This window comes from Mesorhizobium sp. L-8-10 (assembly GCF_016756635.1).
Classification (GTDB): domain Bacteria; phylum Pseudomonadota; class Alphaproteobacteria; order Rhizobiales; family Rhizobiaceae.
This window is the reverse complement of the sequence record NZ_AP023263.1, coordinates 6,070,948-6,088,830: the sequence shown is the minus strand read 5'-3', so window position 1 is coordinate 6,088,830 and position 17,883 is coordinate 6,070,948. Positions and strand designations below refer to the sequence as shown.

The window sequence follows — 17,883 nt, the reverse complement described above, 5'->3', positions numbered from 1 at the left end:
CCGTGGCGATGCCCTGGCGAGCTCGCGCCAACGGTGGCTGGTTGTGGGATCGACCGGTCATTCCGCCATGCCTGTCACATCCGGGGTCTGCCATGCAAGATGCTGGCCGCCGTCGACCGCGATCATCTGTCCAGTCACCGAGCCCGCCTGCCACAGATATCGCACCGTGGCGCCGAACTCGCCAAGGGCTGGATTGCGGCGCAGGATAAGCCCATCGATTTGGGCCTGGAAGTCCTCCCGCCGCTGGCGCGAATTGGCGAAAGTCGGGCCGGGGCCGATGGCATTGACCCTGACCTTCGGGGCCAGTGCCTGGGCCAGCGTCTGCGTCGCCGTCCACAGCGCGGACTTCGACAGCGTGTAGGAGAAATAACGCGGATTGAGCCGCCAGACCCTTTGGTCGATGATGTTGACCACAAGTCCTTCCTTACCCTCCGGCAAGACCAAGTCGAGGTTTCTGGCGAGCAGAACGGGCGCCTTCAGGTGCAGGTCGAAATGCCTGTCCCATACGTCCCAGCCGAAGTCGCGCGGCGAATCGTCCTCGAACACCGAAGCGTTGTTGACGAGGATCGAGACCGGCCCGATCGCCTCGATCGCCCGCCCCATCAGTTCTGCTGTCGCGCCGGTATCGGTGAGGTCGGCCTGCACCACAGCAGCCTTGCCCCCGCGATCCCGGATGGCCGCGCTCAGCCCAAGCGCCTCGTCCCGCGCGGTGTTGCAATGGATGGCGACACCGAAGCCGTGCGCGGCCAGGTCCTCGGCAATCGCCTTGCCGATTCGTCTTGCCGCCCCGGTGATCAGGACATTTGCCGGGGCTTCCACGCTTCCATCCGTTCCTGGTCCTCTGTGCAGCGCCAAATCGTTTTCCCGGTGTTAGAGCTTTGGGCAACACTGTGGCGACGGCGCCGCGCCGTGTCGCGATTCAGCCGCCGGGAACCGAGTATAGGGCGAGGCAGGTGCTCCTCCAAGCTCTCAAAGCCTTGGAAAACCACAGCTTACTGACAATTCTGTTGCGAAAGTGCAACGTCAACCTTCCGCCTCATTGGCGCCGGGGAATGACCGAAATTCAGGTGCGCTTCAGCCGCATTTGGCCACGACATTCGGGCTCGTAAGGCACCGGGCCGTTTGACCCCCGGACGATCCGAAGTGCCTCGCATGGGAATCGTGCGACCAGTGCCTTGTGATACGGAGTAACAAGAATGTCAGCCAAGATGAAATTCGCCCGGCCGGTTGCCGCGGCCTTCGGCCTTGTGGCCCTTCTCGGAATTATCCCCGCCAATGCCGCGGACGCTGTCATGGAAGAGCCGCCGGCACCGGCCGCGCCGATGGAGCAGCCGCCGCTCAACACCTGGTCCGGCCCCTATGCCGGTGTCCAACTCGGCTACGGCTTTTCGGGCCGCACCCGGACGCCGTCCACCGACATCGACACCGATGGCTTCATCGGCGGCGCCTTCGGCGGCTACAACTTCCAGAACGGCATGTTCGTGTTCGGCGGTGAAGTCGACCTGAACTACGCCAACCTGAAGGGCGACGCGCTGGGCACCGAGTCGCGTTCGGGCATGGACGGTTCGCTGCGCGCTCGCATCGGCGTGGCCGCGACCGACAATGTCCTGATCTACGGCACGGCCGGCGGTGCCGCGCAGAGCCTGAAGATCGAGGACGCAGCCGGGAGCGACCGCAATACGCTGCTCGGCTGGACGGCGGGCGCCGGTGTCGACGTGAAGGTCACCGAGAACGTCTTCGGACGCGTGGAGTACCGCTACACCGATTTCGGCAGCGCGGACTTCAACACCGGAAGCGGTGTGCAGTCGGTCGACTCGCGCGACAATCGCGTGATGTTCGGCCTTGGAATGAAGTTCTGACGAGGCCGGCGTGCCGGCCGATGGCCTGTCCCCCCGGGCTGGAGGCCGACGTCTCGTGTAGGCACGCTTGCATCGTTGGGAAAGCCGGGCCTCGTGCCCGGCTTTTTTCTTAGGTGCGCCAGGCATGGCGCGTAGCGCCGTGAGTGGCGCTGTCTGGACCGCTGTGGTGGCGGTCGAGGTGACTTGGAGGTGCAAGTCCTCTGCGGGCCCTGGTGATGGGAACCGCTAGCCGAACAGCAAGGGCGTCGTCGCGAGGCGGGGTCTGAAGGAAGCTGCAAGCAAAGTGCCGGCCTGACGAACAGGAATCGCATATGAGGCGTCCGCATCCGGGCGAGGGGGCCTAGTGACCCGAAGCCCGATGTCACCCGGAGGGTGCGGGCGTAGATGCGACAGGCATATGGCACGAAGGTCACGCGTCTTACCCTGGGAGGCCTGCCGGCCTGCCCCTGGTTTCAGGTGTGCTACCGACATCGAAAGGTGTCGGGATGGGACGGCAGGAGTCAGCAGAGGCCGTAGTAGCCGGACCGACCGGCGAAGGGCCGAACATGGAGTGCCGGACGGAGAACGGTCTTTCGATGGTGAGGAAGGATGCAGAAGACGGGGCTGAGACGCTCCGTGCCCATGCCGAGAGCAGCGGCCGGAAGCCGCGAGGGCAGGCATTGGGTGCATCAAACACCACGGCAGGACCGTCACCCTCTCGACCGGAGGCAGACGAGCGACTGATGGAGATGATCCTCAGCCGCGAGAACATGATGGCGGCTCACCGTCGGGTGGTAGGGAACAAGGGCGCGCCGGGCATCGACAAGATGACGGTCGAGCAGTTGAAGCCCTACCTTGCGGCGCACTGGCCGCGCATCAGGGAAGAGCTGCTGGCGGGCCGTTACAGACCGGCGCCGGTGCGTGGGGTGGAAATCCCCAAGCCCGGCGGCAAAGGGATGCGCCAATTGGGCATCCCGACGGTGCTGGACCGGCTCATCCAGCAGGCGATGCATCAGGTGCTGATGCCGATCTTCGACCCGGACTTCTCCCCCTCCTCCTACGGCTTCCGGCCGGGGCGGAGTGCCCATGATGCGGCCCTGGCCGCCCGGTCCCATGTGGCCGGCGGCTGCCGCTTCGTGGTCGACCTCGACCTGGAGAAGTTCTTCGACCGGGTGAACCACGATGTCTTGATGGCACGCGTGGCACGCAAGGTGACGGACAAGCGGGTGCTGCGGCTGATCCGCCGCTACCTGCAGGCCGGGTTGATGACGGGCGGGATGGCGACGGCCCGCAGCGAAGGCACGCCGCAAGGCGGCCCGCTGTCGCCGCTGCTGTCGAACATCCTGCTCGACGATCTCGACAAGGAACTGGAGCGGCGCGGTCATGCCTTCTGCCGCTACGCCGACGACTGCAACGTCTATGTACGGTCGCGGCGTGCCGGCGCGCGGGTCATGGCCTCGCTCACCCGGTTCCTGGCCGAGCGGTTGAAGCTCACGGTCAACGGCGCCAAGAGCGCCGTCGACCGACCGTGGAAGCGCACCTTTCTCGGCTACACCATGACCGCCCACAAGGCACCGCGTCTCCTGATTGCGGCGTCGAGCGTGGCACGGTTCAAGCGAAAGCTGAAGACGGCCTTCCGGGCCGGGCGCGGACGCGCCCTTGGCGCCACCGTCAAAGACCTCACCCCGATCCTGCGCGGCTGGATCGCCTACTTCCGGCTGACCGAAGGCAAGGGGATACTCGAGGAACTGGACGGCTGGCTGCGGCGCAGGCTGCGCTGCATCCTGTGGCGGCAGTGGAAACGACCGTGGACCCGGTTCATGCGGCTGATGCAACGAGGACTGACGGAACAGCGCGCACGTGACTCGGCCGGCAATGGCCGCGGTCCCTGGTGGAATGCCGGGGCCAACCACATGAACGATGCCTTCCGCAAGACCTTCTTCGACCGGCTCGGGCTGATCTCGCTCCAGCAGGAACTCAAACGCCTCAACCACGCTGCATGAACCGCCGGATACGGAACCGTACGTCCGGTGGTGTGGGAGGAGGGAGACCGCAAGGCTCCCTCCTACCCGATCTGGAGCGCGTCGTGCCTTCGCGGCAGGGTTCATACCGATGGTCAATGATATCGACCGTGGGAGCGCGCGACCGCGTGGCCCACGCCCGCCAGAGCGCCGCGCGTCCACTTGGACGCGCAAAGGACGGTCTGCCACTATTGAATGCCGCATCGTGCTTTCCGAAAATCGAATACGATCTTCGGGCCGATGCGTTGGCGCGAAAGCCAAGCGGCCGGAGGGGCCACGCAGGCGATTGAGGCCGGGTCGATGCTCAGCATCCACCCCACCGGATGTGTCATCATCCAGTGCCGTTGGAATCAGGCAGAGGGAACGAAAGGCGCGAGTTCCGGGAACTTCTGATCAAATCGATCGGCCCAGCGCTTGAGCTTGCCGCGGCCGCGCTCCCACTGGCCAGGAAAACGCAATGCCAGATAGCCAAGCGTGGCGCGCAGCGCGATCTGGCCCGCCGTTATCTTCTTCGGCAGCTTGGGCGGCGCCGCGTTGAGCTGGTCGAGCGCGCGTGACACCTTCGACCATTGTTTGTCCAGCCAAGGCTGGTGGACCTTCTCCTCTGGCCGCGAGCGCCGCTCATAGACATGGGCGAGCAGGCAGTCGCAAATGCCGTCGGCCAGCGCTTCGAGGCCCTCGGCCTCGGTCCGCTTCTCCGGATTGCGCGGAAAGAGCCGATTGCCCGAAATGCGGTTCAGATATTGCGTGATGGCGCGGCTGTCGTAGACGGCCTGTCCGTCGTCGGCGACGAGAACCGGAATCTTGCCGAGCGGATTGGCACCGATCAACTCGACAGGTTCCGCATTGGTGTCGACCGTCACGAATTCGACCGCCACGCCAGCATAGGCAGCCGCCATGCGGACCTTGGCGCTGTAAGGTGACGGTGGAGAATAAAGAACCTTTGGCATGCTTCCTCGCAAGCCCGGACCGAAACTTTGGAATGCCGCCGGGAATCGCATTCCTGCGGGACGTTAGAGCATTGCAGCCGACGGTGGGAACGGCATTCGGGGCAAATTCGGTGATCCAGCGATACGAAGCTCAGCGGCCTCGCACGGGCGGCATAATAGCTGCGGTCGACCGGCATGAGCGCCGGTCGATCGCGGGGCAGGGGCGGAATGCCAGCTCTTTCGTGAGGCAGATGCGGACTTCCCGGAGATAGCGTTCGTCGCAGGCGATCGTGATCCCCTGCGCAGGCAGCATCGGGTTGGCCCGGCGGAAGGCATCCTCGACGGCACCGGGCGCCACCGTGCGATAGGCGTCGAGGCTTCGGAATTCTTCCGGAACGGCCACCTTGTCATGCGCCGCGCGCAGCGTGGCGAAGTAGTCCCTCTGGTCGAGCCCGGAGCAGGTGCCGTGCTTGCGCCATTGATGCCTTATCAACCCGGCCGAGGGCATGAGTTCGTAGAACCGGCGCACCGTCTGGCTCGCGAGGTCAGGCTCGCCGGTCGCACAGTTTTCGGGAAATCCTTGCTCGAACTGCGGCCAGAGCCCGTGAACGACGAAGCCATAGGGGCGGTCGGAGCCGCATTGCTGGCGATTGGCTTCCTGGCCCTCCGCCTCGCAATAGGAGGGCGACCAGGACAGCGAGAGCAGATAGAAGTCGAAGCCGCTGCCGAGTTGCGGTCCAGCCCGCTGTCTGTCTGCCTTGGGAGGCTGCGCGGCCGTTTCAGTCGGAGCGCCGGCGCGCTGATCCCACCAGACCAGGAAGAACGCCGCGGCAACCAGGCCAGCGATGGCGGCAAGCCTGAGCGGCCCCCGCATGGACATGTTTCAGATCAGCGCAGGATGCGGCAATGGCCGTTATAGACGTACCAGCGATCGAAGCCTGAGACGCAGAACTCGACGTTGTCGCCGACGCCGGCAAATCCCTGGCCCTCCTCGATAAGGTACCAGATATCGCGGCTGTAACCGTCCGACAGGGCCACGGTCGCGCCGCAATAGGTTCGTCCGATCGGGTTATTGTCGGCGAACGGAACGTTGCCTTCGGTGAAGGGGATGTAGCGGTTTTCGTGGATCCGGCTGAAATCGACGATGCTGACGTCGGGCAGGTTAGGAACATGCGTCACCTGATGGCGGAAACGATGCCTGATTGCGCGCAGCACCCAGCCCTGGCTGCACGCGCCCGAATATTCGGCATAGCTGCCCGCGCCCAGGTCCGCCGCCGAGGCCACGGTTGGTCCAGTGAAGACCGAGCTGGCGGTCATCGCGGTGGCCAGGGCGAGGGCAATGAGGCGGTTCATGACATCTCTCCGTTGCCGACGCGATTCAGCCCGGCACGCCGGCACTCTGCTTGTGAAGCGCCGTTGGGTCAAGCGCCCGTTGCGGTTGCGCCGGGCCTTTCTCCCGCCAGCCATTCGGCCGACCAGCGCGCTGCCGGTTTTTCCGCAAGCAGGCGGTGGAGCGCCGGCAGGACGACCCGCATCTCGTTCTCGAACGTGAAGGGCGGGTTGACGACGATCAGGCCGGTTCCGTCGAGCCGGGGCTCGGGGGAGGGGCTCCGGATCTCGAAACGCAGATCGAGGATCTTGGCGATGCCGGCCGCCGCCAAACCGGCGCGAAAAGCGTCGACCGCCCGACGGTCCTTGATCGGGTACCACAACACATAGATTCCACCCGGCCAGCGGCGATAGGCCCTGGCAAGCCCGTCGAGCAGCCGCCCGAACTCGCCCTCCTCCTCGAAAGGTGGATCGACGAGCACCAGACCGCGTTTTTCCTTGGGCGGCAGATGCGCGCCGAGGGCGAGCCAGCCGTCGAGCTGGATCACGCGCGTCTGGAAATCGCCGGCGAAATGGCGGGCGAGCCGCCCGGCGTCGTCCGGATGAAGCTCGATCGCGGAAAGCCGATCCTGCTTGCGCAGGAGGTGACGGACGATCGCGGGAGAGCCGGGATAGCGCGTGAGCCTGCCGGCCAGGTTCACGTCGCGAACGGCGTCCAGATAGGGGGAAAGAAGTGTCGCGGCCTGCGGCGGCAAGGGTGCGTCGATGATCCGGCCGATGCCTTCCCGCCACTCGCCCGTCTTTTGCGCTTCGTTGGAGGAAAGGTCGTAGAGGCCGATGCCGGCATGGGTATCCAGCACCCGGAAGGCCTTGTCCTTCTGCTTCAGATATTCGACGAGACGGGCAAGTGCGGCATGCTTGACCACGTCGGCGAAATTCCCGGCATGATAGGCGTGGCGGTAGTTCATCGAAGGGTCCCCGGCTCGGGAGGCGTCGTCGCCTCGGGCGGACTTCTGCATCAAATGTTTTCCCGCGAGGCGTCTACACGGCTCCGCCGAAAACCGCTAGTTTTCCGGCATGAACCAGCACGCCAAGATCAGAATCGGCCATTCGGCCTGCCCTCACGACTGCCCGTCGACCTGCGCGCTCGACGTCGAAATCCTGGACGACAACCGTATCGGCCGCGTCCATGGCGCCAAAGGCAATTCCTACACCGCCGGTGTTATCTGCGCGAAGGTCGCGCGCTACGCCGAGCGCATCCACCACCCGGACAGGCTGCTGAAGCCGCTGGTGCGCATCGGCGGCAAGGGCGAAGGGCGCTGGAAGGAGGCCAGTTGGGAGGCCGCGCTCGACCTCGTGGCGGAAAAGTTCATCGCCGCGGAGGCCCGGCACGGCAGCGAGACGGTCTGGCCCTATTATTACGCCGGCACCATGGGTCTCGTGCAGCGCGACGGCATCAACCGACTGCGGCACGCCAAGAAATATTCGGGCTTCTTCGATACGATCTGCACCAATCTCGCCTGGACCGGCTATGTCGTCGGCACCGGGAGGCTGATCGGCTCCGATCCGCGCGAAATGGCCAAATCCGATTGCGTCGTGATCTGGGGCACCAACGCCGTGGTCACCCAGGTCAATGTGATGACCCATGCGGTGCGGGCGCGAAAGGAGCGTGGCGCGAAGATCGTCGTCATCGACGTCTACGAGAACGCGACCATGAAGCAGGCCGACATCGGCCTCGTGGTCAGGCCCGGGACCGATGGGGCGCTGGCCTGCGCGGTCATGCATGTCCTGTTCCGCGACGGGCTCGCGGACCGCGATTTTCTCCGGAAATACACCGACGATCCGGCCGGTCTCGAAGCTCATCTGCGCGACCGGACACCGCAATGGGCATCGGCCATCACGGGCGTGCCGGTCGACGAGATCGAGGCTTTCGCGCGCCTCGTCGGCACGACCAGGCGCACCTTCTTCCGGCTTGGCTACGGTTTCGCGCGCCAGCGCAACGGAGCCGTCAACATGCATGCGGCGCTGTCGATCGCGGCCGTCGCCGGTTCCTGGCAATATGAGGGCGGAGGCGCGTTCCACTCCAATTCCGACATTTTCCGCATGGACAAGAGCGAGTTGGAGGGGCGCAGTCTCGTCGACCCGAAGATCCGCCATCTCGACCAGTCCAGGATCGGCCCGGTGCTCACCGGCGAGCCGGAAGCGCTGTATGGCGGGCCGCCTGTGACGGCGATGCTGGTGCAGAACACCAACCCGGCCAATGTCGCGCCCGAGCAGCGTCTGGTTCGTCGCGGCATGCTGCGCGACGACCTGTTCATGTGCGTGCACGAGCAGTTCATGACCGATACGGCGCAACTCGCCGATGTGGTGCTGCCGGCCACCATGTTCATGGAACATGACGACATCTATCGCGGCGGCGGCAACCAGCACATCATTCTCGGTCCCAAGCTCATCGAGCCGCCGGCCGGTCCGCGCACCAACCACTATGTCGTCGAGGAACTGGCCAAGAGGCTCGGCGTAGCGGATATGCCAGGCTTCGGCATGACCGAACAGGACCATATCGACCGCATGCTCGGCAAGCGCGGTCTTGGCACGTTCGCCACATTCAAGGAAGAGCGCTGGGCCGATGTGCAGCCGCCCTTCGAGGAAGCGCATTTCGTCAAGGGCTTCGCGTTCCCGGACGGCAAGTTCCGTTTCCGGCCGGACTGGACGGGCACGGCCGCGCCCAACCGGCCGCCTAGGACGATGGGGCTGATGGGGCCTCACGACCGGCTGCCCGAGTTCCCCGATCATGTCGACCTGATCGAGACCGCCGATGCCGAGCATCCGTTCAGGCTGGCGACGTCGCCGGCGCGCTCCTTCCTCAATTCGACCTTCACGGAGACCCCCGGCTCGAAGAACCGCGAGGGAAAGCCTGAACTGCTGATCCATCCCCAGGATGCGGCGGCGCTCGGGCTGGACAACGGCGAGCGGGTCGAGATCGGCAATCGGCGCGGTGCGGTGGTGCTGCACGCGAAACTCTTCGAGGGCATCCGTCGGGGCGTGGTGATCGCCGAGGGCATCTGGCCGAACACCGCCCATGAGCGCGGGGAGGGCATCAATGTCCTTACCGGGGCCGATGCCGGCGCTCCTTACGGCGGTGCCGCCTTCCACGACAACAAGGTCTGGGTGAAGGCGGCCTGACGGTTCCGGCTGCAAGCAGAGCCTGGGGATGGGCTCAGCCCAGATCCTTCGGGCGCAGGCAATGCGTCAGCCTCGCGCCGTCGAAACGCAGGTCCCGCCATTTGCCGTCGAAGACGAGCCGCGCGAGGCCGGCGGTCGGGAACTTCTGGCGAAGCCTCGCCAGTGCCTTCTGGTCGGACGTTCCGCCGGCTAGCCCGGCGGCGAATTGCTGGAGGCCGGGATTGTGGGCGATGACGAGGAGTGTCGAGGCGCTCTCCGGCGTGCCGCGCAACTCGCCGAGTATCTCCTCGGGCATGGCGTCGTAGAGTGTCTCAGGGAAGCTGACCGGCGGCTGGGCCGGCCATTGGGTCGCGACGAGATCCCAGGTGGCATGAGTACGCACAGCCGGCGACACCAGGGCGCGGTCGGGCAACCAGTCGCGAGCCGCAATTTCGCGCCCCATGAGCGGGGCTGCCTTCAGGCCGCGCGGGGAAAGCGGCCGCTCGAAATCGGCGAGCGAGAGGTCGTCCCAGCTCGATTTTGCGTGGCGAAGCAGGAGCAGTCTCTTCATATTGCCTCCGATAGAGGCCGGCGGCCGACCTCCCGAGAGGTAGTTGCCAGCCCGTGACCGACAAGGTTAATGCAAGGAGCGAGCATCGGCCATTGGAAGACGCCGATGCTGGTGCGGCCAGCCACTTCGCCAGGCATTTCTCCGCAGATCCCAGGCATCTATGGTGTGAAGCGGGCCAGGTCTTCGAGGCTCCGTTCCGCGCTCGCGAATTCCGGCGCCATCACGAACTGCGCCGCGTTGCGCTCCTGGAGACCGGCAAGAGCGAGCACCGTGTGGTCGCCCTCCATGCGCGCCTTGCCGTCGCAGAGGAGTGCGAGCGCGACCGGATAGAGCTTGTGCTCCAGCTTGAGCACGCGGCTCGCGAGGCTCTCCTCCGTATCGTCTGCGAGCACCGGGACCGCAGCTTGTGCGATGATCGGCCCGTCGTCCATTTCGGGCGTCACGAAATGCACTGTACAGCCATGGATGCGGCAGCCGGCGTCGAGCGCGCGCCGATGGGTGTCGAGCCCTTTGAAGGAGGGCAGCAGCGCCGGGTGGATGTTGATCATCCGTCCCTGCCATTTCCGTACGAAGGGGGCGGAGAGAAGGCGCATATAGCCGGCCAGTGCGACGAACTCGGCCTTGAAGCCGGCCAGCGCGGCGTCGATCGCCGAATCATGGGCTTGCCGGTCGGCGAAATCGCGCCGCGCGACGACCTTGCAAGGGACGCCGTTCGCCGCGGCGACCGCCAGGCCCGCCGCTTCCGCATTGTCGGACACGACCCCGCAGATCTCGGCCGGATATGCCGGTTCCTTCGCAGCCGCGATCAGCGCCGCCATGTTGGACCCGCGCCCGGAGATGAGTACGGCGACGCGCTTGCGTTTGTCCGTCATAGGCCGATCGCTCCGCGATAGATGACGCCGGCGTCGCGACGCGGCACGATGCGGCCGATCGGCGTGACCGTCTCGCCCGCCTCCTGGAGCACTGCCGCGACCTGGGCCGCCTGCCCGTTCGCCACGACGATGACCATGCCGATCCCGCAGTTGAAAGTCCGCATCATCTCGGCCGGGGCCACGCCGCCGGCCTTGGCCAGCCAGGAGAAGACGGCCGGGACCTCGATGGCGTCGAGGTCGAGTTCGGCCGCGAAGTCCTTGGGCAGCACGCGCGGGATGTTCTCGGGGAAACCGCCGCCGGTGATATGGGCGAGCGCCTTGAGGCCGTGCGTTCCGCGGATGGCCTTGAGGACCGACTTCACATAGATGCGTGTCGGCTCGAGCAGCGCCTCGGCGAGGCTCTGTCTTACGCCGAAGGGCGCCTGGTCGGTCCAGGCGAGCCCGGACTCGGCGATGATGCGCCGCACCAGCGAGAAGCCGTTCGAATGGAGGCCCGAGGAGGCGATGCCGAGCAGCACGTCGCCCTCGACGATGTCGTCGGTCGGCAGCAGCTGGCCGCGCTCGGCCGCGCCGACGGCGAACCCCGCGAGGTCATAGTCGCCTTCGCGGTAAAGGCCGGGCATCTCTGCCGTTTCGCCGCCGATCAGCGCGCAGCCCGCCTGCCTGCAGCCCTCGGCGATGCCGCCGACGATCGCCGCCCCCTGGTCAGGGTCCAGCTTGCCCGTCGCGAAGTAGTCGAGGAAGAACAGCGGCTCCGCGCCCTGCACGACGAGGTCGTTGACGCACATGGCGACAAGGTCGATGCCGATGGTCTCGTGCCGACCGGATTCGATCGCCACCTTGAGCTTGGTGCCGACGCCGTCATTGGCCGCGACCAGAACCGGGTCGCTGAAGCCGGCGGCCTTGAGGTCGAACAGGCCGCCGAAGCCGCCGATCTCGCCATCGGCCCCAGGTCTGCGCGTGGAGCGCACCAGCGGCTTGATCTTCTCGACCATCGCGTTGCCGGCGTCGATGTCGACGCCTGCCGCAGCATAGGTCAGCCCGTTCTGCCGTTCGCTCATGGCGTTTCCTTCGCTGGCCCTGGATCATCAGCGGGCTCTTCGCATGAAGTGCCTGTCGTCGCAAGGCATGACGAGAAATCCGCCGCAGTCTCGCAAATCGGCCTCGCATCTTGCGATTGTCGGTCCGGTGGACCATGTATCGAGCCGAGTGCGGCGATGTCGGAAGGAAAGGAGGACAGGTGACAATACCCAACATGATCACGCTGTTGCGCTTTTTCCTGGTGCCGGGCGTCGTCTTTGCCCTGCTGTCCGGACGCATGGAGTGGGCGCTCGCCGGCTTCCTCGTCGCCGGCATTTCCGATGCCGTCGACGGCTTCATTGCCCGCAACTTCAACCAGCGCTCCGAACTCGGCGCCTATCTCGACCCGATGGCCGACAAGCTGCTTCTCGTCAGCGTCTTCGTCGTGCTGGGCTTCATGGGCGAACTGCCGCTCTGGTTGGTCATCGCCGCCGTTTCCCGCGACGCCCTGATCGTCGGCGCCGTGCTCTTGTCGACGATCATGGCTAATCCGGTCGAGATGAAGCCGCTCTTCGTGTCCAAGGCCAACACGGCCGTGCAGATCGTGCTGGCTGCCTTCGTCCTGGGGGAACTCGCCTTCGGGGCCGACGTGGGACCGGTGCGCGACGGGCTGGTGCTGCTGTCCGGCACCTTGACCGTCGCTTCCGCCGCGGCCTATCTCGTAGGCTGGTTGAGGCATATGAGCGGCTATGGCGAAGGCAAGAATTCAGGTGGGTGAGGACGGGGCGACCGAGCTTGCCCTGGCGGCGCTGCGGCGCCAGCTCCGCTTCTGGCTCGTCGCCGCCGCCGTCTTTGCGCTGTTCATCTACGTCTTCAGCGACATATTGCTGCCCTTCGTGGCCGGCATGGTGCTTGCCTACTTCCTGGATCCCGTGGCCGACCGGCTGCAGCGTCTGGGCATGTCGCGCCTGGCCGCGACGGTGCTGATCCTGGTCGCCTTCGTGATCGTGCTGGTCCTGGCCCTGGTCATCCTCATCCCGGTGCTCGCCACGCAGCTTTCCGATTTCATAGCGAGGATGCCGAGCTATCTCAGCCAGCTCCAGTCGCTGATCACCAGCTACGATCCGACATGGCTCGAAAAGCGCTTCGGCATCGAGGCCGACAGCCTGCGCGAAGGCCTGAACTCGCTCCTGACGTCTAGCGCCGGTTTCGCGTCGACCATCATGAAGTCGATCTGGGATTCGGGCGTGGCGCTCTTCAACGTCGCCGGCCTGTTCATCGTCACCCCGGTGGTGGCTTTCTATATGCTGCTCGACTGGGACCGCATGGTCGCCAGGGTCGACAGTTGGGTGCCGCGCGACCATGTCGGGACCGTCCGCGAGATCGCCGCCGACATCAACACCGCCACCGCCGGTTTCGTGCGCGGCCAGGGCACGCTGTGCCTCGTGCTCGGCATCATGTACGCCATCGGCCTGACGCTGGTCGGATTGAACTTCGGCATCCTGATCGGCCTGTTCGCGGGGCTGATCAGCTTCATTCCCTATGTCGGGTCTCTGGTCGGGCTGGTGCTGTCGATCGGCGTGGCGATCGTCCAGTTCTGGCCGGACTATTATATGATCGGCGCCGTCGCCGCCGTCTTCTTCCTCGGCCAGTTCGTCGAGGGCAACATTCTGCAGCCGAGGCTCGTCGGAAAGAGCGTCGGGCTCCATCCGGTCTGGCTGATGTTCGCGCTGTTCGCCTTCGGCGCGCTGTTCGGCTTTGTCGGACTGCTGATCGCGGTGCCGGCGGCGGCGGCCGTCGCGGTGCTGGTGCGCTTTGCAATCAAGCGCTATCTGGCTTCACCTCTCTACATAGGCCACCAGGGCGAGGTCGAAGGGGGCCCGCCCCATCCGGAGGCGCCGGGCGCGCATGGCCCGAAATAGACCACGCCAGCTTCCGCTCGATCTCGCGCATGCCGAGGGTCGCTCGCGCGACGACCTCGTCGTGTCGGTCGCAAATCGCGACGCGGTGTCCTTGATCGACCGGTGGCCGGACTGGCCGTCGCCCGTCGTGGTGCTGGCGGGGCCGGCCGGGTCGGGTAAGTCGCATCTTGGCGCCATCTGGTGCGAGATGGCGGATGCGCGGCACGTGGGATGCGGCGACATCGGAGGTGAGGCCGTCGATGCGGCGTCGTCCGGCCCGGTCTTCATCGACGATGCCGACAGCGGTCCGCTCGACGAGAACGGGCTTTTCCATTTGATCAACGCCGTGCGCGGAGCCGGCACGCATCTCCTCCTGACGGCCCGCCGGTTCCCAGCGGCCTGGGGAGTGCGGCTGCCCGACCTGGCGTCCCGGCTGAAAGCGGCCGCCACTGTCGAGATCCGCGAACCGGACGACGTCCTGCTTGCCGGCGTCATCACCAAGCTCTTCGCCGACCGCCAGGTCGAGGTCGAGCCGCATGTGGTGCAGTATGTCGTGCGGCGCATCGAGCGCTCGCTGTCGACCGCGATTCGTGTGGTGCAGAGGCTGGACCGGGTCGCGCTCGAGCAGAAGAGCCGCATCACGCGGGCGATGGCCGCCGAGATCATAAGCGCGATGGACGAGGGGCAGGGCGAGCTTTTCTGACCGACCCGGCTCCGAGCTGCGTCCAGGAAGGGCAGCATTGGTCGGAGTGGCAGGATTCGAACCTGCGACCCCCTGATCCCAAATCAGGTGCGCTACCAGGCTGCGCTACACTCCGGGCCGATGTAAGGCATTGTAGCCGTTAAGCTATTCAGCCTTTCCTGGCAAGGCCGGATTCTTGCCGAATGAGAACAAAGGGTGTTTGGTGTGCCGTTTGTGGTCCAAAGTCACACCGAGAATCACCCCGGATATTCACTGGTTGTTCTGCACTCGTCCGGCTTTGATGGGCGTCCGGCTAACACGTCCTTGCGGCACAGGCAACAGCCAACAGTGAATGGAATGACACTGGACGCGTGCCGCCTTGCGGGCCTTCCGTATTCGATCAAGGAGTTTCGTCCATCAGTCGTCAGGAGCGCCGCCGCAACGATGGTTTTGAGGCAGACGGCCCAGGCAGCCCTGAACCCCTTTTCGACCTGGTCATGCGCAGGCGCGCATGTTTGTCGCGCTGCAGGCGATCGCGCCGGACGTGGCGGAGAATGGCGTTGACAGCGCTGACGCGTCACCGCTCGGGACAGAGGCCATTTTCTTCATGCTTAAAATTTCTATTGAAGGAATTTTAAGTCTAAAGTAATTTCCTCCGATCGGGAGAGGGAGACTCCATGCAGCGGCAGCCATTCCGCGCGGCATTCCAGGCCGTATTCAAGTTCTGCGGGATAATTGCCTGCGCCGGGTTCGGTGCGCTGACCGTGATCGTCACCGCCGACATCCTGTTTCGTAACCTCGCCATCGCCAAATGGCCGTGGCTGAACGAAATCACCGAATACCTGCTGACCATCTCCACCTTCTTCGGAGCGCCATGGCTGTTGCGCGAGTACGGCCACATCAACGTCGACGTCGTTTTGCGGCTCGTGCCCCGCGCTGCGGCGCAAGTCCTGGGGCGGCTGGCCAATCTTTTCGGCCTGATGATCTGCGGCCTGCTTTTCTATGAAGCGTCAAGGGTGATCGTCGATACGCGCGGGGCGGGATCGCTGGTCTTCAAGAATCTGATCTTCCCCGAATGGTATCTCCAGATTCCCATAGTGGTTTGCTTTGGCCTGTGCACGCTGGAATTCCTCGGTCGGGTGATCGAGCGGAGGACCGAGGCATGATGACCTGGTGGGTGACCTTGCTCCTGCTCGGCGGCCTTCTGGCGGTGCTGTTCGCCATCGGCATGCCGGTAGCTCTGGCCTTCCTGGGTGCGAACATCGTGGGCGCCTGGCTGTTCCTGGGCGGAGAAAGCGGCCTGGAACAGTTGATCCGCAATGCCTCGATGTCGGTCAATTCCTTTGCATTGGCGCCGATCCCACTCTTCGTTCTGATGGGCGAGCTTCTGTTCCACTGCGGTCTCGCCTACCGTGCCATCGATGCCATCGAGAAGCTGCTGGTCCGGCTGCCGGCACGACTTGCCTGTGTCTCGGTCGTCGGCGGTACCGCCTTCGCGGCGCTCTCGGGATCATCCATCGCCAACACGGCGCTCCTTGGCGGAACCCTGTCGCAAGAGATGATGAAGCGCGGCTATTCCACCACGCTTTCGCTTGGCCCGGTCATGGCGGTGGGCGGGATCGCCGTGCTCATCCCGCCGTCGACGCTGGCGGTGATGCTCGGCTCACTGTCGGGAATCTCGATCTCGGAACTTCTGATCGGGGGCATCATGCCGGGCGTGCTGATGGCCGGGCTGTTTCTGGCCTTTGTGGTGTTCGTTGGTCTCTTCGTTCGCGCTTCGGCGCCGCGCGAGGCGTTGGATGCCATCCCACCGCTCGGTCAGCGGATCTGGCCCTTCATGCGCGACGTGGTGCCACTGTTCGGCATCTTCGTCGCCGTGATCGGCGGGATGCTGGCCGGCATTGCCACCCCGACCGAGGCTGCCGCGCTCGGTGTGCTCGGAGCCTTCATCGCGACGCTGGCCTATCGCAGCTTCACCTTCGCATCCTTTGCCAAGGCCATGACTGAAACGGCAAAAATCTCCGTCGCGATCCTGTTCATTATCGTCGCCTCGACGACCTTCTCGCAGATCCTGTCCTTTTCCGGCGCCACGACGGGGCTCATCCATCTCGTGACATCGGCCGACCTTCCGCCGATGGCGCTGGTTCTTGCGATGCTGGCGGTGCTTCTGGTGCTGGGCTGCTTCATCGATCAGATCTCGATGATGATGATCACCCTGCCGCTCTTCATCCCATTGGCCAAGGCTGCCGGGATCGACCTCGTCTGGCTCGGTCTGATGATGCTGGTCGCCATAGAGCTGGGTCTGCTGACGCCGCCCTTCGGCATTCTTCTGATGGTGATGCAGGGCGTGGCGCCCAGCACTCCGCTGACGAAGATCTACCGTGCCGCGGTGCCCTTCATCCTGATCGAACTTCTGGTGCTGATGGTGATGATCCTGGCGCCCCAACTGACACTCTATCTTCCTTCGCTCATCCGCTGAGACACACGAGCGGCGAACCAATAGGAGACTGACCCATGACCTTTGCCCGCCCCTTTTCGCTGGCCCTTGCACTGGCCGCCCTTGCCAGTGCCGCCAGCGCCGAAGAAGTCACGTTGCGTGCGATTTCGGCGTTCCAGGCCGGCACGAGTTTTGCCAAGCCGTTCGAGGAATTCGTCGCCAATGTGAACGAGAACGGCAAGGGCGTGGTGCAGATCCAGATGATCGGCGGCCCCGAGGCGATGCCGCCGATGGAGATCGGCAACGCCCTGCGCGGCAAGGTCGTCGACCTGGCCAACTCCACGGCGGTCTTCCATGCCAATCTGGTGCCCGAAGGCGTCGCGCTGACGCTGACCAACCGCAGCATGGCCGAACTGCGCGAGAATGGCGGCTACGAGTTGATGAACAAGCTTCACGAGGAGAAGGCCGGCATCCACTGGCTGGGCCGGCTGGCGCAGAACATCCCCTACCATATCTATCTCGCCAAGGCGCCCGAGAATGAAAGCGTCAAGGACCTCAAACTGCGCTCGGTGCCGGTCTATCAGGCCTTCTTTGCCGCGCTCGGCGCGCAGCCGGTGCAGATGGCGCCTGGCGATGTCTACACGGCGCTCGAACGCGGGGCGGTCGACGGCTACGGCTGGCCGGCAATCGGCGTCTTCGACCTCGGCTGGCAGGAAAAGACCAAGGCCCGCATCGACCCGGGCTTCTACAACGTCGAGACCGGCATCTACATGAGCCAGAAGGCCTGGAATGCCCTGTCCGACGAGCAGAAGGCGTTCCTTCAGAAGGAAATGGTTGCCATGGAGGATGCCGCGGGCAGCTTCATCACGCTGGCCGAAGAAGAGGGCAAGAAGCAGCAGGAGGCCGGCATCGCCATGGTCGGCCTGCCGGCAGACAAGGCCGCTGCATTCGAACAGACGGCACAGGACGCCGGCTGGCAGATGATCATCTCGGCCAGCCCCGAGAATGGCCCCAAACTGCGCGAACTGCTGACGAAGTGATCCGCCGGTCAAGAATGCCTGACCGATATCTGCCGGCCCCGGACGCTGATCGGGGCCGGTGCGTCCCCCGATAGAGCCGAA

18 protein-coding genes and 1 tRNA gene are annotated in these 17,883 nt (G+C 65.0%); 10 read left to right on the top strand and 9 right to left on the bottom strand.

Translation table 11 applies throughout. From position 1 onward, the window contains the following. Positions 1–57: 57 nt before the first annotated feature. Positions 58–819 carry an SDR family oxidoreductase gene (locus JN280_RS28530; protein ID WP_202307309.1) on the bottom strand — a complete coding sequence of 254 codons (762 nt, stop codon included), beginning with the start codon at positions 817–819 and terminating at the stop codon, positions 58–60. A gap of 377 nt (positions 820–1,196) precedes the next feature. Between JN280_RS28530 and JN280_RS28525 the strand changes: the two genes are divergently transcribed. Continuing rightward, on the top strand, positions 1,197–1,859 hold the full coding sequence (locus tag JN280_RS28525; protein WP_202307308.1) for an outer membrane protein: 663 nt from the start codon (positions 1,197–1,199) through the stop codon (positions 1,857–1,859). A 722-nt stretch (positions 1,860–2,581) separates the two neighbouring features. After that, positions 2,582–3,841 carry a group II intron reverse transcriptase/maturase gene (ltrA, locus tag JN280_RS28520; RefSeq protein WP_244742193.1) on the top strand — a complete coding sequence of 420 codons (1,260 nt, stop codon included), beginning with the start codon at positions 2,582–2,584 and terminating at the stop codon, positions 3,839–3,841. A 368-nt stretch (positions 3,842–4,209) separates the two neighbouring features. Here ltrA and JN280_RS28515 read toward each other — a convergent pair whose 3' ends face one another. The 4 genes from JN280_RS28515 to JN280_RS28500 form a co-directional block, all read right to left on the bottom strand. Continuing rightward, positions 4,210–4,809: a glutathione S-transferase gene (locus JN280_RS28515; RefSeq protein ID WP_202307305.1), complete on the bottom strand. Its 600-nt coding sequence runs from the start codon at positions 4,807–4,809 to the stop codon at positions 4,210–4,212. A gap of 130 nt (positions 4,810–4,939) precedes the next feature. Beyond that, on the bottom strand, positions 4,940–5,662 hold the full coding sequence (locus JN280_RS28510) for a ribonuclease T2 family protein (protein WP_202307304.1): 723 nt from the start codon (positions 5,660–5,662) through the stop codon (positions 4,940–4,942). A gap of 14 nt (positions 5,663–5,676) precedes the next feature. Further along, positions 5,677–6,141, bottom strand: coding sequence for a hypothetical protein (locus JN280_RS28505; RefSeq protein WP_202307303.1), 465 nt, complete (start codon positions 6,139–6,141; stop codon positions 5,677–5,679). A 68-nt stretch (positions 6,142–6,209) separates the two neighbouring features. Beyond that, positions 6,210–7,085, bottom strand: a complete 876-nt coding sequence (locus JN280_RS28500; RefSeq protein ID WP_202315087.1) for a 23S rRNA (adenine(2030)-N(6))-methyltransferase RlmJ — start codon at positions 7,083–7,085, stop codon at positions 6,210–6,212. Between the two features lie 109 nt (positions 7,086–7,194). Between JN280_RS28500 and JN280_RS28495 the strand changes: the two genes are divergently transcribed. Then, positions 7,195–9,300 carry a molybdopterin-containing oxidoreductase family protein gene (locus JN280_RS28495; protein WP_202307302.1) on the top strand — a complete coding sequence of 702 codons (2,106 nt, stop codon included), beginning with the start codon at positions 7,195–7,197 and terminating at the stop codon, positions 9,298–9,300. A gap of 34 nt (positions 9,301–9,334) precedes the next feature. On the opposite strand, the gene JN280_RS28490 is transcribed toward JN280_RS28495, so the two are convergent. The 3 genes from JN280_RS28490 to purM all read right to left on the bottom strand — a co-directional run bounded on the left by JN280_RS28490 (position 9,335) and on the right by purM (position 11,783). Beyond that, a complete protein-coding gene (locus tag JN280_RS28490; protein WP_202307301.1) occupies positions 9,335–9,850 on the bottom strand; it encodes a SixA phosphatase family protein in 516 nt (171 codons plus the stop codon). 158 nt (positions 9,851–10,008) lie between these two features. Then, complete coding sequence (gene purN / locus JN280_RS28485; protein WP_202307300.1) at positions 10,009–10,722, bottom strand: phosphoribosylglycinamide formyltransferase; 714 nt, start codon at positions 10,720–10,722, stop codon at positions 10,009–10,011. Continuing rightward, the gene (purM, locus tag JN280_RS28480) at positions 10,719–11,783 is read right to left on the bottom strand and encodes a phosphoribosylformylglycinamidine cyclo-ligase (RefSeq protein ID WP_202307299.1); all 1,065 of its coding nucleotides are present in this window, start codon (positions 11,781–11,783) and stop codon (positions 10,719–10,721) included. Before purM ends, purN begins: the two co-directional genes overlap by 4 nt. 179 nt (positions 11,784–11,962) lie before the next feature. Here purM and JN280_RS28475 point away from each other — a divergent pair, with 179 nt between their 5' ends. From JN280_RS28475 to hdaA, 3 genes are read left to right on the top strand one after another with little or no spacing between them, the layout of a single operon-like run. Next, positions 11,963–12,520 carry a CDP-alcohol phosphatidyltransferase family protein gene (locus JN280_RS28475; RefSeq protein WP_202307297.1) on the top strand — a complete coding sequence of 186 codons (558 nt, stop codon included), beginning with the start codon at positions 11,963–11,965 and terminating at the stop codon, positions 12,518–12,520. After that, entirely contained in the window at positions 12,492–13,664 is a 1,173-nt protein-coding gene (locus tag JN280_RS28470; protein WP_202307296.1) for an AI-2E family transporter, read from the top strand. The genes JN280_RS28475 and JN280_RS28470 overlap by 29 nt, the downstream gene beginning before the upstream one ends. Beyond that, entirely contained in the window at positions 13,651–14,346 is a 696-nt protein-coding gene (hdaA, locus tag JN280_RS28465; protein ID WP_202307295.1) for a DnaA regulatory inactivator HdaA, read from the top strand. Before JN280_RS28470 ends, hdaA begins: the two co-directional genes overlap by 14 nt. A 38-nt stretch (positions 14,347–14,384) precedes the next feature. Here the strand turns inward: hdaA and JN280_RS28460 are convergent. After that, positions 14,385–14,461: transfer RNA gene (locus JN280_RS28460), tRNA-Pro, on the bottom strand. A gap of 375 nt (positions 14,462–14,836) precedes the next feature. Here JN280_RS28460 and JN280_RS28455 point away from each other — a divergent pair. Genes JN280_RS28455 through dctP form a run of 4 tightly spaced genes read left to right on the top strand, consistent with a single transcriptional unit; the run spans position 14,837 to position 17,802 of the window. Then, on the top strand, positions 14,837–14,974 hold the full coding sequence (locus JN280_RS28455; protein WP_202307294.1) for a hypothetical protein: 138 nt from the start codon (positions 14,837–14,839) through the stop codon (positions 14,972–14,974). Between the two features lie 28 nt (positions 14,975–15,002). Further along, complete coding sequence (locus JN280_RS28450; RefSeq protein WP_202307293.1) at positions 15,003–15,491, top strand: TRAP transporter small permease; 489 nt, start codon at positions 15,003–15,005, stop codon at positions 15,489–15,491. Continuing rightward, positions 15,488–16,804 carry a TRAP transporter large permease gene (locus JN280_RS28445; RefSeq protein ID WP_244742187.1) on the top strand — a complete coding sequence of 439 codons (1,317 nt, stop codon included), beginning with the start codon at positions 15,488–15,490 and terminating at the stop codon, positions 16,802–16,804. Before JN280_RS28450 ends, JN280_RS28445 begins: the two co-directional genes overlap by 4 nt. Positions 16,805–16,839: 35 nt before the next feature. Beyond that, complete coding sequence (dctP, locus tag JN280_RS28440) at positions 16,840–17,802, top strand: TRAP transporter substrate-binding protein DctP (RefSeq protein WP_202307292.1); 963 nt, start codon at positions 16,840–16,842, stop codon at positions 17,800–17,802. Positions 17,803–17,883: the final 81 nt, after the last annotated feature.